Origin of the sequence: Bryocella elongata (assembly GCF_900108185.1) — a bacterium.
GTDB lineage: Bacteria > Acidobacteriota > Terriglobia > Terriglobales > Acidobacteriaceae > Granulicella > Granulicella elongata.
In genome coordinates this window covers 409306-424645 of the sequence record NZ_FNVA01000001.1, presented here as the reverse complement: position 1 = coordinate 424645, position 15340 = coordinate 409306, and the positions used below count along the sequence as shown (strand labels likewise).

The 15340-nt window shown below is 62.6% G+C and carries 12 protein-coding genes; 9 read left to right on the top strand and 3 right to left on the bottom strand.

The window, feature by feature from the left end; all coding sequences use genetic code 11:
* Nucleotides 1-244: 244 nt before the first annotated feature.
* From C4S68_RS01735 to C4S68_RS01725, 3 genes are all read right to left on the bottom strand, one after another.
* On the bottom strand, nt 245-910 hold the full coding sequence (locus C4S68_RS01735) for an HNH endonuclease (RefSeq protein ID WP_103931297.1): 666 nt from the start codon (nt 908-910) through the stop codon (nt 245-247).
* Between the two features lie 80 nt (nt 911-990).
* Nucleotides 991-1914: a ComF family protein gene (locus tag C4S68_RS01730; RefSeq protein ID WP_146071973.1), complete on the bottom strand. Its 924-nt coding sequence runs from the start codon at nt 1912-1914 to the stop codon at nt 991-993.
* 248 nt (nt 1915-2162) lie between these two features.
* Nucleotides 2163-3476 carry a GGDEF domain-containing protein gene (locus C4S68_RS01725; protein WP_103931295.1) on the bottom strand — a complete coding sequence of 438 codons (1314 nt, stop codon included), beginning with the start codon at nt 3474-3476 and terminating at the stop codon, nt 2163-2165.
* A gap of 271 nt (nt 3477-3747) precedes the next feature.
* Here C4S68_RS01725 and C4S68_RS01720 point away from each other — a divergent pair, with 271 nt between their 5' ends.
* The 9 genes from C4S68_RS01720 to ligD all read left to right on the top strand — a co-directional run bounded on the left by C4S68_RS01720 (nt 3748) and on the right by ligD (nt 15282).
* Nucleotides 3748-5577: a thiamine pyrophosphate-binding protein gene (locus tag C4S68_RS01720; protein ID WP_103931294.1), complete on the top strand. Its 1830-nt coding sequence runs from the start codon at nt 3748-3750 to the stop codon at nt 5575-5577.
* Nucleotides 5578-5668: 91 nt separating this feature from the next.
* Complete coding sequence (gene rfbA / locus C4S68_RS01715) at nt 5669-6541, top strand: glucose-1-phosphate thymidylyltransferase RfbA (RefSeq protein ID WP_103931293.1); 873 nt, start codon at nt 5669-5671, stop codon at nt 6539-6541.
* Nucleotides 6538-7104: a GtrA family protein gene (locus C4S68_RS01710; RefSeq protein ID WP_103931292.1), complete on the top strand. Its 567-nt coding sequence runs from the start codon at nt 6538-6540 to the stop codon at nt 7102-7104. Before rfbA ends, C4S68_RS01710 begins: the two co-directional genes overlap by 4 nt.
* A 133-nt stretch (nt 7105-7237) precedes the next feature.
* Nucleotides 7238-8254 (top strand): glycosyltransferase family 2 protein, encoded by a 1017-nt coding sequence (locus C4S68_RS01705; protein ID WP_103931291.1) that lies wholly within the window; start codon nt 7238-7240, stop codon nt 8252-8254.
* A 47-nt stretch (nt 8255-8301) separates the two neighbouring features.
* Nucleotides 8302-8913, top strand: coding sequence for a D-sedoheptulose 7-phosphate isomerase (locus C4S68_RS01700; RefSeq protein WP_103931290.1), 612 nt, complete (start codon nt 8302-8304; stop codon nt 8911-8913).
* 247 nt (nt 8914-9160) lie between these two features.
* A complete protein-coding gene (locus tag C4S68_RS01695; RefSeq protein ID WP_103931289.1) occupies nt 9161-10222 on the top strand; it encodes an NAD-dependent epimerase/dehydratase family protein in 1062 nt (353 codons plus the stop codon).
* A gap of 49 nt (nt 10223-10271) precedes the next feature.
* Nucleotides 10272-11039, top strand: a complete 768-nt coding sequence (locus C4S68_RS01690) for a 2-keto-4-pentenoate hydratase (protein WP_103931288.1) — start codon at nt 10272-10274, stop codon at nt 11037-11039.
* A 133-nt stretch (nt 11040-11172) separates the two neighbouring features.
* The gene (gene ku / locus C4S68_RS01685; protein ID WP_103931287.1) at nt 11173-12165 is read left to right on the top strand and encodes a non-homologous end joining protein Ku; all 993 of its coding nucleotides are present in this window, start codon (nt 11173-11175) and stop codon (nt 12163-12165) included.
* A gap of 6 nt (nt 12166-12171) precedes the next feature.
* Nucleotides 12172-15282, top strand: a complete 3111-nt coding sequence (gene ligD / locus C4S68_RS01680) for a DNA ligase D (RefSeq protein WP_103931286.1) — start codon at nt 12172-12174, stop codon at nt 15280-15282.
* Nucleotides 15283-15340: the final 58 nt, after the last annotated feature.

Below are 15340 nucleotides of genomic sequence, written 5' to 3'. Positions count from 1 at the left end.
GATGCTTGATCAAACTCGTCCTGAGGCAGGCGCGAACACGAGCCATCGCGGAGTGCCTCAAGATATCTCTCAGCTAAGCGATCCGGCGCATGATCCCGAAACGGATTCAGAATCGCAAACGGAGTGCGCTGCGCAAGCCCGCAAGCGCATCCGTCGGTTACATAGAGCTCGTACTTCGCCCACCCAGCGGTACATAGCGCCACCACGGCTATGGTCCCGCCTATGCGCCGAACAAGCCTCCAGCTCACGCAGCCGACTCGTTCTCGAAGAACAGGTACTTGCGCCAGTTCGCATCCGCCGAACCGATCATGCGCATGATGTGGCGCGAGGTGTGCAGCGTAAACGGCCGCGGCTCGCGGGTCAGCTTCATGTCCTTCAACTCGTGCAGCATCTGGCTTCCCTTGCGGCGATTGCAGTCGCGGCAGCAGGCCACGAGGTTCTCCCACGTCGAGAGGCCTCCGCGGCAGCGCGGCAACACGTGATCCAGCGTAAGGTCCGCCGCGATGAACACCTTCATGCAGTACTGGCAGGTGTTGCGATCCCGCAGCAAAATGTTCTTGCGCGACAGGGCCCGCGTCTGATGAGGAATACGGCGGTACTCCAGCAGGCGGATGACCGACGGCATCTGCATGGCAGCACGCTGTGAGTGCAGCATCGAGCCCTGCTGCTCCTCCGTGCGTGCGACGCCCTTGAGCACCAGCACCAGTGCCCGCCTGGCGCCGCAGATATTGATGGGTTCGTAGCTTGCGTTCAGTACGAGCACAGGCGTCTGCATCGCAGGCTGGCGAAAGACGCCCGCCCGAATGTCGATCGCCTCGGCACGTGCCGTAACAGGCTCAGGTTGGGTGTGATGACTACGATTGCGTTTGCCTCGAAGTTTGCCGTTGCTGGTGTGATTGCCCGCCTGCATCTTGCTGTCTCCTCCTTCGGTGCGTACCGCGAAGTTCGTGCGTTCGATGATTGCGTTCTAATTCCTGCAAAACGTTTGGCTCAACTTGGTTCGGAAGCACACCCGTGCGACGACCGGCCGTGCGAAGGCCTCGAAGCTCGTGTCGATGACGCGTTCCAGAAGGCGACGCCAGGCTGCGCGTCGGGATCGACGGTCCGGGCCCAGGTGGCGACCCAGACCCTGGTGGCGCCGGCCCGAAGCAGCACGCGCGTGCATTCGCTCGCCGTAGCGCCCGTCGTAAGAATGTCGTCAACGAGCAGCACCTCGCGACCGCGAATCACCGCTGCGTCGGTCACACGGAACGCTCCGCGGAGACCCACCTTGCGCTGGTGCGGTGTCAGCGGATAGAGCTCGTGCGTGTCGCGCACCCGCTCCAGCGCCCTGGCGTTGAGCGTCAGTTGCCACGACGGTTGAGACTTGCCGAGGACCTCGAGTCCGGCCTCCGCCAGCCGCTCCGCCTGGTTGAAGCCCCGGCGGCGTTGACGGGCCCGGAACAAGGGCACAGGAACCACGACCAGTTCCTTCGCAGCTTCGGGCTGAAGTTGGAGAATTGCCTGTGCCATCCCCTGGCCCAGCACCTCGCGGGCGATCGGTTCCATGCCGTCGAACTTCAGCATGTGCAGCAGGTCGCGATTGCTTCCGGAGTAAGGAGCGAAGGCGACGGCGCGCGCGAAGGCGGGCGGAGAGATTCTGCAGGCGGAACAGCGCCCATCACCCCAGCCTCCGGCCATGCGGACGCTCTCAGGCGCGATCAGGTCGCCGCAGCTGGCGCACAACGGCGCCCCGGGCGGCAACGCTTCGATCCCGAGAATGCAGCGCTCGCAGACGGGTGCGGGACGAAGCGTGGTCAGTGGACAGCCGCAAAGATGGCAGTCGGATGGAACTAGAGTAGTGGCCAGATCGGCGACTGCGGTGCGAGTCGCGGCCTGCAGGTGCGTGGTGCAACTTCGGAGCACGCGCGTCACCGCGCGCCATCCTGTGGGGCCCACCGAGTGACCAGGTGGACCGGCATTCCCGAGCTGGACTACCTTCGCGCGAACGTCGAAGACGAACCTCACTCGCGGAGCAGCGAGAAGAAGCACCAGCTGCGCCGATACCCCGGAGTATAACCGCGAATGATTTCCACAGCAAAAATCCACAGGCCGGAAAGTTCTCTTCGGGGAACGTTCTGGTCCGGATCGAGCTGGATCGATGGGAGTTGGTGAAAGACCTGCTAGATTGCGAAGCTCGTCAACGATTCCTCGTGGCGGAGCCGGGTCTTATCGCGGTACATGCTCTCGTCTGAGATCACGTAGAGCTCCTCCGCAGTGTCTGCGTCGTCCGGGAAGATGGCCGTGCCGACAGCTACCTGCAACCCGGCAGAGCGGGCGCCGTCGCGCGTGGGCAGGACGAACGGAGTGTCCTCGATAAGGCCACGCACCTTGCGCACGAGAGCTTCGCAACGAACGTTGACGGCATCCGGACGGGAGGAGCTGGAGAGGCCGTTGTCTACGTCTTCGAGTATGACGGAGAACTCATCCCCGCCAAGCCGCGCGACCGTGTCGGTCTCGCGGGTGGTATTGCCCAACCGCTGCGCCACCTGTTTCAACAGGGCGTCGCCGGCGGCGTGGCCGAAGGTATCGTTCACCTGCTTGAAACCGCTCATATCCAGGCTGAGGAGCAGCACACGGGTCTGGCGGCGGCGGCTGCGAGCCAGTGCATTGCGGAGGCGGCTCTCGAAGAGGGTCCGGTTCGCAAGGCCCGTCAGTGCATCGTGCAACGCAGCGTATTCGTTCACCGCGACACGCTCTTCGAGCGAATAGATCAACACACCGAAGGTTACGAGGTAACGCTGCAGGTCCCATACCTGGTCGAGTATCGGAGCCCAGGCAGCGTGGTGCTCCGCAATCCAGGGGTGAATCATGAAGCAGACGGACCACATGGCGAAACTTGCAGCCACCACCCAGCGCCCGCGACTGTTCCGGTTCAAACGGAACGCAAAGGCAAAGGCTGTGATTCCGTAGATGGACGCGAGCGAAAGGTAGACACCCAACCGCCTGGAGCTGTACAGGCCTGCGAGTACGATGGCCCACACCAATGCTTGAGCAATTGCTTCCGGCAGGGCTTTGCGGAAGGCCACTGCCACCAGTGGAGCTCCGACCAGGCCAACGAGAGCACAGGCGAAATAGAGCGACGCCTGCGGCAGCACAAGGCCATAGATCGTGAGAAGAACAACATGGGGAAGCGCGATCAGCAGAAGATACCAGCGCCCCGTAGCGTACCGGCTCTTCTTGATTGCCGAGGAGCGCAGAAAGACGATTCCGGCCAGGAAGTAGGCATCCAGAGCCACAACGTGGGCCAGACGATGCACCAGAGACGGCATTCCCGGCTGGTAATAGAGGATCCGCGACAGCCCTTCAAGCACGATCAGGAGCAGGCCGCCGACCCAAAGGCGAAGGCGCTCACTGTCGTTGCGGTCATGCACTCGTGCGAGGACGAAGGTCATCCACGTGATGCCGAGGAAGCTGGGAATCGCCAGAAAGTTCATGCGCGCCTCCTCCGACACGGGCCCGAAATCACACTAGCAGCAAACATACGTCCACGCAGTCTTACTTCTTGATTCTACAAAGCCCTGACGTGTCCCAGGCTCCCACAAAGGTGGGTTCAGTCTGCCCCTTCTCTGGCGTAGCTTGCCGGGCCGCTCCGGGGGAGGCTGAAGCAACCCCTTCCGCAAGCATGCATCTCTCACTCGCAAGGACTCTTACACACTGCCCATTCGTCTATTCGCAGCGCGGGCCGGAATGTACCATAAGGGGTAGATGAAGCTCTCCGACTATGTCATGAAGTATGTCGCCGACCAGGGCGTCTCGCATGTGTTCCTGGTCACCGGTGGCGGGGCCATGCACCTGAACCAGTCACTGGGCGCGGAAACTCGCCTGACGCCGGTCTGCAACTCGCATGAGCAGGCGTCGGCCATCTGCGCGGAGGGCTTCGCCAAGGCTGTCAACGGCCTTGGCTGTTGCATGGTGACGACCGGTCCGGGAGGCACCAACGCCGTGACCGGAGTCGCCGGCGCCTGGCTGGACTCGACGCCGGTTCTATACCTTTCGGGTCAGGTCAAGCGTCCCGACCGCATGTTCGATGCCGTCACGGGCAAGCCGCTCGGGATGCGTCAGCTCGGCGTGCAGGAGATCGACATCTGCTCGATCGTCGGACCGATCACGAAGTACGCTGTGACCGTCCTCGAACCCAGCGATATTCGTTATCACCTGGAGAAGGCGGTCTACCTGGCGCTGAATGGCCGCCCCGGCCCGGTGTGGATCGACATCCCGCTGGATGTGCAGGCCTCGCCGATTGACGAGACCAATCTGCGCGGCTTCAATCCAGACGAGTATGCGCACGCCGACTTTATCCATGGCACCTCCAACATTGCTGAAGAGGTGGAACGCGCGATTGAGGCTTTCAATAAATGCGAGCGCCCCCTCCTCTTCTGCGGGAACGGCGTTCGCCTGGCCCGCGCCGAGAAGGAGTTCGAAGAGCTGCGCAAGTACCTCGGCGTCCCTACCGTGGCTACCTGGTGCGCTGCGGACCTCGTTCCCTCCGACGACCCGACCTACGTGGGGCGGCCCGGCACCGTTGCAGCCCGCGGAGCGAACTTCGCGCTGCAGAACTGCGACTTCCTGCTGAGCCTCGGGGTGCGGCTGGACATGGCCATCACCGGCTATGCTCCGCAGAACCTCGCTCGCGAAGCTCACAAGGTCGTCGTGGACATCGATGCTGCCGAACTGGGCAAGCTTCATCCGCACATGCAGCAACCGGTTTGCGCGGACGCGAAGGTCTTCCTCACCGAACTGCTGAAGCACAAGGATCGCTTGATCCCCGGCGATATCAAGCCCTGGCTGGCCCGCTGCGCCGACTGGAAGACCCGCTACGCCGTGGTCACCGACGAGCATCGCAAGCCCGAAGGTCCGGTGTCGATCTTCAACCTCGCTGAAGTGCTCGGCAACACGGTCAAGCCCGCCGATCGGCTCGTGGTCGGCAACTCCGGCTCGGGTATCGAAATTTACCTGCTCGCCTGCCCTACCCTGCATTCGCAGCGGCTGTACCACACGGCGGGTCTCGGAGCGATGGGCTACGCGGTGCCGATGGCGATTGCTGTCGCGACAGCGAACCCTGGCCGCGAGGTCATTGCCGTCGACGGCGACGGCGGCTTCCAGTTCAACATTCAGGAGCTGGAGACAATCGCTCGGTTGCAGCTTCCAATCAAGTTCTTCGTCCTGAACAACGATGGCTACTCGTCCATCCGCGCGTCGCAGACCGCGTACTTCGGCAAAGCTTCGATCGGGGCCGATGCGCGCACCGGCATCAGCATTCCGGATCTCTCGAAGGTGGGCGCGTCCTACGGGCTCGGCACCTATGTCATCGAGGACCAGACGGACCTCGTCACAGAGGTGAAGAAGGTCCTGGCGATGGACGGCCCGGTGGTGTGCGATGTGCACGTCATCCCCGATGAACAACGCGCGCCGCGCCTGCAGAGCTACCAGCGCGCCGATGGTTCCTTCGTCTCCAAGCCGCTCGAAGACCTGTTCCCTTTCCTTTCACGCGAAGAGTTCCTCGCCAACATGATCGTGAAGCCGTTGCCGGAATAGTGAGCTGACAGCCGAAAGGCTCCATGCTCGGAATGACACAGCTATTTCTGGCGAAACACTTCTGCTACATCGAGCCTTACGGAGAGCACGCATGAAGGGCATCATTCTCGCAGGCGGATCGGGTACGCGCCTGCATCCGGTAACTCTTGCAGTCTCCAAGCAGCTGTTGCCGATCTACGACAAGCCGATGATCTACTACCCTCTGTCCGCGCTGATGCTTGCCGGAATCCGCGAGGCGCTGATCATCTCCACGCCACACGACACGCCTCTGTTCCGCAATCTTCTCGGCGATGGTTCGCAGTGGGGAATGAAGTTCGAGTATGCCGTGCAGCCTTCTCCGGATGGACTGGCGCAGGCGTTCCTGATCGGCGAGAAGTTCCTCGACGGGCAGCCGTCCTGCCTCGTCCTCGGCGACAACATCTTCTACGGCCACGACCTCGCAGAGAGCCTCTCGCGCGGCGCTGCCGTTACCGAGGGTGCAACGGTCTTTGCCTATCGCGTCAACGATCCCGAGCGCTACGGTGTGGTGGAGTTTGCGGAGGATGGTCGCGTCATCTCCATCGTGGAGAAGCCGACCGAGCCGAAGTCACACTATGCTGTGACGGGAATCTACTTCTACGATGCCCAGGTGGTTGAGGTCGCAAAGTCTCTCAAGCCTTCCCCGCGCGGCGAGCTTGAGATCACCGACGTGAACTCCTGGTATCTCGAGCGCGGACAACTGCGTACCGAGGTGCTGGGACGCGGCATGGCGTGGCTCGACACCGGCACGCACGATTCGCTGATCGACGCTTCCCTCTTCATTCACACACTGGAACAACGGCAGGGCCTCAAGATTGGGTGCCCGGAAGAGATCGCCTACCGGCTGGGTTACATCGATACCACCCAGCTTGCAAAGCTGGCAGCAAAACTGGGTAAGAGCAGCTACGGCAAGTACCTGCTGTCGATCGTCGAGAACAGGATTTGAATTCGGGAGTCGAGACCGTACCGAACGCGCCGGAGCCTTCTCTATGGACAAGGCTCCGGCAACACTTCCCTCCTGGGCAGTTTCTTCGCTACGTCGGCGTGGGACTCTTCAATACGGCCTTCGGCTATACGTGTTTCGCCATCCTCAACTACCTCTTCCATCGATCGAACGTACCGGCGTCCTACATGTACGCCGCCGTGCTCGCAAACATCCTCTCGATCACGGTCGCGTACCTGGGGTACAAGTTCTTCGTCTTCCAGACACGTGGCAACTATCTGCGCGAGTGGATGAAGGCGATGGGTGTCTACGGCGTCGCTGCAATCCCCGGACTGATCGTCCTCGCTCCCCTGGTGCAGCTGATCGCTTGGCTCCTGCGTGGACGGGTCTTTGCGTTGCCACTCCCGGTCGTGCAACTCTCCGCGCTGCACTTTGCAGTGGTGCAGCGCAGTTTCGCCGGCAAGGACGCCGCACCGTATCTCGCCAACCTGCTGCTGACGGGCTTCACCGTAATCTCGAGCTTCATCGGGCACAAGAAGGTGACGTTCCGGGAGAGCAAGTCGTAACGGCGATCGGGCGACCTGGAGCAGACCGTGCCGCCGGGGATGCGTCCCCTTGCGGCGAGACTTGTGGGCCGGTCTAATAACCCCAGGAACGTCAACAGCATCCAAGTCATCAGCACCTTCTGCGAGGCAGCGATTGAAGACGGTAAGCATCGTAACGCACGCGTATAACGAAGAAGACAATATCGAAGCGCTGTACCTGCGCGTGCGCGAGATCATGCAGGCGTACCCGCAGTACGCGTATGAGCACCTCTTCATCGACAACCACTCCACCGACGCGACGGCTGCGATTCTGACGCGCATCGCGAGCCAGGATCACCACGTGAAGGTGATCGTGAACGCGCGCAACTTCGGCCACATCCGCTCGCCGATCCATGCCCTCTTTCAGGCCGTGGGCGATTGCGTGATCGGCATCGCTTCCGACTTCCAGGAACCGCCAGACCTCATCCCGGAGATGCTGGCCGCGTGGGAAGAGGGCTACAAGATGGTCCTCTGCGTGAAGCGGTCATCGGAGGAGAACAGCGTCTTTTTCTGGGTCCGAAAGCAGTATTACTCGATGGTCGAGCGCTTCAGCTCCGTGGAGACGATCCAGAACTTCACCGGCTTCGGACTCTACGATCGCCAGTTCGTTGATATCGCCCGCAGCTTCAACGATCCGTATCCATACTTCCGCGGCATCGTGGCAGAGATCTCGCTGCCCAGCAAGCGCATCTACTTCGACCAGCCGGCACGCAAGCGCGGCTTCTCGAAGAACAACTTCTACACGCTGTATGACATCGCGTGGCTGGGCCTCATCAGCACCTCCAAGGTGCCGCTGCGGCTTGCGACGGCGGCAGGGTTCCTCGGTGCGGCCGTGAGCTTTCTGATCGCCCTGGGATACCTCATCGCGAAGCTGGTGATGTGGAATACCTTCTCCATCGGCATCGCGCCGCTGGTCATCGGCGTGTTCTTTCTGCAGTCGATGATGCTGGTCTTCTTCGGCATCATCGGCGAATACATTGGCGCCATCTACACCAAGGTGCAGCAACGCCCCTACGCCGTCGAACAGGAGCGCCTTGGCTTCGAATACTCTCCCTATCCGCCGGACTCCGCGAATGGAACGGCCGCACCGGCGTCCCTTCCGGTCGAATCTATCTCCACGGCTGCGGACTGAGTTCGCTCCGCTCCAGTGCAAGCTCCACAGAAAAGGCTGAAGACGCAATGAAGGAACTCGTTCGCAGGCAACTCGCGCAGTCGATTGAAACCATGTCCGCCGTACTGGCCGACGAGGCCATCCACGAAGCCGTCGTTGAGGCCGGGCAGATCACCGCCCACGCCATGAAGCATGGCCGCAAGCTGCTGGTCTGCGGCAACGGAGGTTCCGCGGCGGATTCGCAGCACCTGGTGGCGGAGTTCGTCTCCCGCCTCACCGTCGATCGCCCCGCTCTGCGTGCGATCGCACTGACCACGGACAGCTCGATCCTCACCGCCATCGGCAACGACTACTCCTACGACAACGTCTTCGAGCGTCAGGTGGAGGCCCTTGGCCTCACCGGCGATGTCTTGCTCGCGATCTCCACCTCCGGCAACTCGAAGAACTGCATCAAGGCGCTGAAGCTCGCGAAGAAGATGGGCATTCACACGATCTCCTACACCGGCAATGGTGGCGGCGCAATGAAGGAGCACTCCGATATCAACGTCATCATCCCCTCGAGGGTGACGATGAATATCCAGGAGTCTCACATCGCGCTGGAACACATCTTCTGCATGGTGGTCGAGCGCTTCTACTTCGGTCCGGACTTTGGCGACAAGCCCACGACGATCTCCGAGTGATGTGAGCGTGTGACGAGAACTGACGAATAGCGACCGGCATCGCCCTGCCTGCCAGTAGGCGATTCGCAATCGAAAGATACCGACAGGGCATCACAAAGTGGATAGCATCCACTCTTCGATGCTCTTCTTTCGTACTGTTTAGAGTGGCGGCTCGCGTACTGTCGCTTGCACGTTCTGTATGCGACGATGATGCGAGGATCTATCACAGGATTGCAACCGCAACGCCTGCGGGCTCCCGGAACGACCGATGCCGACCAAGCAGATCGCCCCGCAGGACCTGGATCACGTGCTCCAGCACGCCGAGAGTGCCTTCATGGCCCTTCGTGGAGCGCGTGTGTTTATCACCGGCGGCACGGGATTCTTCGGCCACTGGATGCTGGAGTCCATGCTGCACGCCAATCGTGCGCTCAATCTCCGGCTGCACGCCACGGTACTGACGCGCAGCGCGGCCAGCTTCCGCGCCCGTTCCCCGCACATCGCGCTGGATCCCGCGCTGCTGCTGCTCGAAGGGGACATTACCAGCTTCCGCTTTCCGATCGCGCCGTACACGCACATCGTGCACGCGGCCACGGACTCGGGCGGCAAACAAGGTGAGCGCCCGGCCTACGTTCTCGCAAACTCGATCCTCGATGGCACTCGCCGCGTGCTCGAGTTCGCGCGCGAATGCGGAGCGTCACGGCTGCTCTACACCTCGACCGGAGCGGTCTATGGCCGCACGACCACGCTGATGCGCACGCCGGAGACCTTCCTCTCCGGTCCCGACCCGCTGGCGCTCTCCAGCACCTACGACGAAGCCAAGCGCATGAGCGAGAACCTTTGCGTGGCGTACTCGGACCAGACGCCGCTCGAGCCCGTCATCGCGCGCTGCTTCGCATTCGTCGGACCGCATCTTCCGCTGGACGCTCACTTCGCCGTCGGAAACTTCCTTCGCTCGGCGATTCGCAACGAGACGATCGTGATTCGCAGCGACGGTACACCGCGGCGATCGTGGCTCTACATGGCCGATCTGGCGGTGTGGTTGTGGACCCTGCTGGTCCGGGGGCAAGCCAATCGTGCATACAACGTTGGCAGCGATCACGGCATGAGCATCGCCGACGCCGCCCGTCTGACCGCCAGCACGCTCAGGCCGGAACTCGAGGTCCGCATCGAAGGCAGCGTCGACCTCAACCATCCCCTGAACAGCTATGTCCCGGCGGTAGACCGGGCCCGCAACGAACTTGGACTTGAGGTGCGTGTGTCGCTTGACGAGGCGCTGAGGCGTACTGCGTCATGGCATGGCTACGTGCCCGAGCCCATGTTGATCCAGTAAACTCCCGGCCCCAACCGCCTCAACCGGCCCAAACCCAATGGAGAGCAATATGACGGAAAACCGTGAGCACGCGCTGCGTAACGCTGCATCCATCCTCATCGACACCCGCACCGTCGGACAGACTGTGACGGATCTGCCCGTTGAGCTTCAGCCCGTCGATATGGACGAGATCTACTTCGTGCAGGATCTCGTCGCGTCGGCCTTCGGGCCCGTGGGTGGATACAAGATCGGCGCGCCTACACCCGACGCGGCGCCCTTCTTTGCCCCGATGCCTGAGGCGTGGATCAACCCGAACGGCGCGACGCTGAGCGGACCGCACTGGCGATTCCGCGCGCTGGAAGCGGAGATCGCCTTTCTCGTCGGCGAGGACCTGCCACCGCGCGAGACGCCTTACAGCCGCGAAGAGGTCCTCGCTGCGATGGCCTCATGCCATCCCGCCATCGAAGTACTCGAGTCGGCGCTGGCCGACCCAATCAAGGCAGCCCGCGGCAGCTCCATGGGCGACCTCCAGATGCACGGTGGTTTCGTTCCGGGGCCCGCTGTCAAAGACTGGCAGTCCATTGACTTCACGAAGGAGCGTGTCACTGTCACGGTGAACGGAGAGGTGCTGGTCGAGCGGGTCGGCTCCAACACCTCCGGGGATTTCCTGCGGCTGCTTCCGTTCCTGGCGAACGAGGGTGCGGCCCGCACGGGCGGGCTGAAGCGCGGGCAATGGATCACAACCGGCTCCTGGACGGGAAACACCCCCGTCGCGGCCGGATCCCACTGCGTCGCGGAGTTCTCCACCGCCGGCAAGGCCGAGCTGACCTTCGCCTAGTCGTCCTGCAGGTCCTCGCCAAGGCTCCCGAAGTCGTCGAGGACCTGCGTCATCCCACATGGATAACTCTGAGCATCCCTCCCCGGGGAAACGCAATCTCATCGCATAGCAAGAGTTTGCGAGAGGTGTGTGCATGGCCCGTCCCTACTGGAGCGGACAGATCCAGATTTCGCTGGTGAGCTTCGGGGTGAAGCTGTTTGTCGCCACCGAAGCCCGCAGCGATATTCACTTCCACGAGATCGATCGCCGGACCGGCGAGCGCGTCCGCCATCAGAAGGTGCTGGCATCAGCGCTGGATCGCCACCCCGAAGAGGCTGCCGACCAGGACGAGGTCGTCGAGCGGCCCCAAATCGTGAAGGGATATGAGTACTCCAAGGGCCGCTACGTCACGATCGAGCCCGACGAGCTGGCCAACCTCCGTGTGCCCTCCAAGCACGCCATGGAGGTGGCTCGCTTCGTTGATGCAGCAGACATCCCTCCGGAGTTCTATGAGAAGCCCTACTTCGTCGTACCGGAAAACGCCTCTTCTACCGAAGCGTTTGTCACCGTGCGCAAGGCACTGATCGATGCCAGGAAGGTCGCGCTCTCCAAGGTGGCCTTCAGCGGGCGCGAGCACATCGTAGCGATAGCCCCGGCAGGCACAGACGCGCACCCCGGCATGATGGCCTACACGTTGCGCTACGACGCCGAACTGCGAAACGCGGCGACATACTTCGATGAGGTCAAGAAGACACCCGTCAATGCCGACTCGCTGGCGCTCGCGAAGGAGCTCATCAAGCGCCGTAGCGGGAGCTTCGAGCCCGAGAGCTTCGTCGACGGCTATGAGGCCGCGGTGAAGGAGCTCGTCGAGGCCAAGCTCCAGCATATTCCCGTGCCCAGGGATGAAGCTCCGGCAACGTCTCGCGGCAAGGTCATCAACCTGATGGATGCGCTGCGCAAGAGTGTTTCGGGCGATAGCGGCGTCGAGAATGAAGCAAAGCCGCACAGACAGAAACCTGAACCCGCAGCAAGAGAGAGCAGGACTCGAACGGTGAAGAGTCCCAACAAGGGACTGGCGTTGGTGAAGGGATCGGGCCGCACAGGGAAGGCCGCCACCAAGGCGGTTCGCCGGAGAAAGACGGCATAGCGAACGATGGCAACTTCAAAAAAGCAGGCCGCAGGCGCTGCGAAAAAGATCGCAACCAGAAAATCCGCGGCAAAAAGGCCCGCCAAGAAAGGCGCGTCCAAGGCGCAGGCTGAGCCCAGGCTGCGCGCTGCCGCGAAGACGCCGGTGACTTCCAAGGTCAGTTCCAAGTCGAACTCCAAGGTGAGTTCCCCAGTAAGCACCAGGAGCAAGCCTGAGCGCTCAGCAGATCTCGTCGATGAGCAGCTCGCGCGTTACAGATCGATGCGCGACTTCAGCATCACCAGTGAGCCTGCTGGCTCGGGCAGACAGGCCAGCTCGGGTAAGCAGGCTGGCCCAGGAACGCAGGCAGCGACCAAAGGCACGGCTGCCAGACCCGCGACCGTTAAGCTGAAGTCGAAGCTGAGTCGCGGCCTCCCGTTCGTGATCCAGAAGCATGCTGCCTCGCATCTGCACTACGATTTCCGGCTGGGCTGGTCGGGTGTGCTGAAGAGCTGGGCCGTCGCGAAGGGGCCAAGCTACTTCCCCGGCGACAAGCGTCTGGCCGTGCAGGTGGAAGACCACCCCATGGAGTACGGCGGCTTCGAAGGGATCATTCCCGAAGGCCAGTACGGCGGCGGCACCGTCATGGTGTGGGACCAGGGCACATGGTGGCCCCAGCTGGGCCACGAGAACGTCGAAGCCGGACTGCGCGAAGGCTCCCTCAAGTTCGAGATGAACGGGGGCAAGATGAAGGGCAAATGGACCCTGGTGCGGATGAAGCCGCACACCGGCGCCAACGGAAAAAGCTGGGGCTCCGCCGACAAGCCGAACTGGCTGCTGATCAAAGAACATGATCAGTTTGAGCAGCCCGAGGGCGCCAAGCCGATCACCGAGTCCAAGCCAAACTCCGCACTGACCGGGCGCACGCTGGAAGAGATCGCCCTGGCTGAAGACCATGTCTGGAACTCCAAGGACACCGCGAAGGGCGAAGGCCGCGCGTGGTACCGGCAGGGAGCGAACAGTTCGACCGCAGCGCTGCGCACGCCCGCGACACGAACCGTCGCCGCACGAACAACCCCCACACCCGCTCCGGCAAGATCGACCATTTCGGCTCACAAGCGTCCCGTGCGCAAAGCCGTGGCCGGCTCGCTGGGTGCGGCTCTCGCCAGGCTGCCGAAGGAACGACAGCCGCAGTTCCTTACGCCGCAACTCGCGCTCGAAGCCACGAATCCTCCTGAAGGGGATGGATGGCTGCACGAGCTGAAGCTCGACGGCTATCGCATCCAGGCACGCAAGCATGGCGACAAAGTAGAGCTGCTCACGCGCAAGGGCCTCGACTGGACGCATCGCATGCCCGCGATCGCGGCAGCCGTTGCCGCTCTGCCCGTCGATGCCTGCACGCTCGATGGTGAGGTCGTCGTGCTCTCCGCCAACGGCACCACCAGCTTCGCCGATCTGCAAGCCGCCTTCCAGGAGCATGCGAAACACGACCTCACGTACTTCGTCTTCGACCTGCTGCATCTCGACGGGCACAACCCGCGCGGCCTCCCGTTGCGTGAGCGCAAGGCCCTGCTCGAGCAGGTACTCACACCGAAGGACGAGACAGTGCGTTACAGCGAACATCTCGAAACCGGCGGAGCAAAGATGTTCGCCAAGGCCTGCTCGCTGCAGGCTGAAGGCATCGTGTCCAAACGCGCCGACTCACCCTACGCTGGCTCACGCAGCAACACCTGGCTCAAGAGCAAGTGTCGCCGCGAGCAGGAGCTGGTGATCGGCGGCTACACGCTCTCAGCCGAAGGCAATGACCGCATCGGCGCCCTGGTGTTGGGCTACTACGATAACGGTGAGCTGATCTACGCCGGCCGCACGGGCACGGGCTTCACCCAGGTCACGCGCCGCGATCTGCTGACGAAGCTCGAACACATCACGCGCAGGTCTCCGGCGTTCGATCGCATCCCCGCCGACGCCCGGAGGGACGTGCAATGGGTCGAGCCGAAGCTCGTCGCGGAGGTGCATTTTGCAACGTGGACCGCAGACAAGCTCGTCCGGCAGGCATCGTTCCTCGGTCTGCGCGAGGATAAGCCGGCGAACGAGGTGCGACTCGAAGAGCCGGCCGTGAAGGGCGATGGCAAGCCAGCCAACAGGCGCTCCTCGCACCGCCGCGCCGAGTCCGCAGCCCACCACAGCGGCCGTGACGTGGCCGCGCGTGTTGCGGCGAAAAGGAACCTCAAGTCCAGGGCATCCGGAGCTGCCGCCGCTCCCGCGTCGATTCGCCTCACCCACCCCGAGAAGGTTCTCGACCCCGACAGCGGCCTGACAAAACGCCAGCTCGCGGACTACTACTGGGCCTACGCCAGCCACATCCTGCCGCAGATCACCGGCCGGCCGCTCTCGCTGGTACGCTGCCCGGAGGGTGTTGGCGGCGAGACCTTCTTCCAGAAGCATGCGAATCACATGCTGCCAGCTGGTGTCGGCTCCATCCAGGTGCCGAACAAGAAGACCGGCGAGAAGGAAGCTTACATCGCGATCGACAATGCCGAAGCTTTGACCAGCCTGGCGCAGATCGGCGTGCTGGAGATTCACCCCTGGGGATCGACCAGCAGGGACCTCGAGCATCCTGACCGGATCATCTTCGACCTCGACCCCGACGAGTCGCTGCCCTGGTCGGCGCTGACCGAAGCCGCCTCCGACGTCCGCGCCCGGCTGAAGAAAGCTGGCCTCGAAAGCTTCCTCAAGCTCACCGGAGGCAAAGGCCTGCACGTCGTCGCTCCCATCGAACCGAAGCTCGGCTGGGCGGAGGTAAAGGACGCGACGCACCGTCTGGTTCTGGCGATGGAGCGCGCCCGCCCGGAGCTCTACCTGACAAAGATGAGCAAATCGGAGCGTAAAGGCAGGATTTTTCTCGACTATCTGCGCAATGAGCGAGGCGCAACGGCGGTTGCCGCGTTCTCGCCGAGAGCTCGGCCTGGGGTACATGTGTCGCTCCCACTGCCGTGGGACGCACTCAAGGAGACCCGTCGGCCGGAGGTTTCCGTTCAGGAGCTACTTTCGTCACACGACATGTCGCGCGCGGATCCCTGGAAGTGCATCTCAACCATCAAGCAGTCGCTCGACCCCTCCCGCTTCGCCGAGAAATAAGAGCAGGTGGACGAACCGGCGCGCATGATTTTGCGGACGACACCGCGCGAGCTGGAGG

Coding starts and splice junctions, on each gene's coding strand:
- C4S68_RS01725 (WP_103931295.1), bottom strand. CDS start 3,476: ATGAACTTTCTGGCGATTCCCAGCTTCCTCGGCATCACGTGGATGACC.
- C4S68_RS01735 (WP_103931297.1), bottom strand. CDS start 910: ATGCAGGCGGGCAATCACACCAGCAACGGCAAACTTCGAGGCAAACGC.
- C4S68_RS01700 (WP_103931290.1), top strand. CDS start 8,302: ATGAAGGAACTCGTTCGCAGGCAACTCGCGCAGTCGATTGAAACCATG.
- ku (WP_103931287.1), top strand. CDS start 11,173: ATGGCCCGTCCCTACTGGAGCGGACAGATCCAGATTTCGCTGGTGAGC.
- C4S68_RS01690 (WP_103931288.1), top strand. CDS start 10,272: ATGACGGAAAACCGTGAGCACGCGCTGCGTAACGCTGCATCCATCCTC.
- ligD (WP_103931286.1), top strand. CDS start 12,172: ATGGCAACTTCAAAAAAGCAGGCCGCAGGCGCTGCGAAAAAGATCGCA.
- C4S68_RS01720 (WP_103931294.1), top strand. CDS start 3,748: ATGAAGCTCTCCGACTATGTCATGAAGTATGTCGCCGACCAGGGCGTC.
- rfbA (WP_103931293.1), top strand. CDS start 5,669: ATGAAGGGCATCATTCTCGCAGGCGGATCGGGTACGCGCCTGCATCCG.
- C4S68_RS01695 (WP_103931289.1), top strand. CDS start 9,161: ATGCCGACCAAGCAGATCGCCCCGCAGGACCTGGATCACGTGCTCCAG.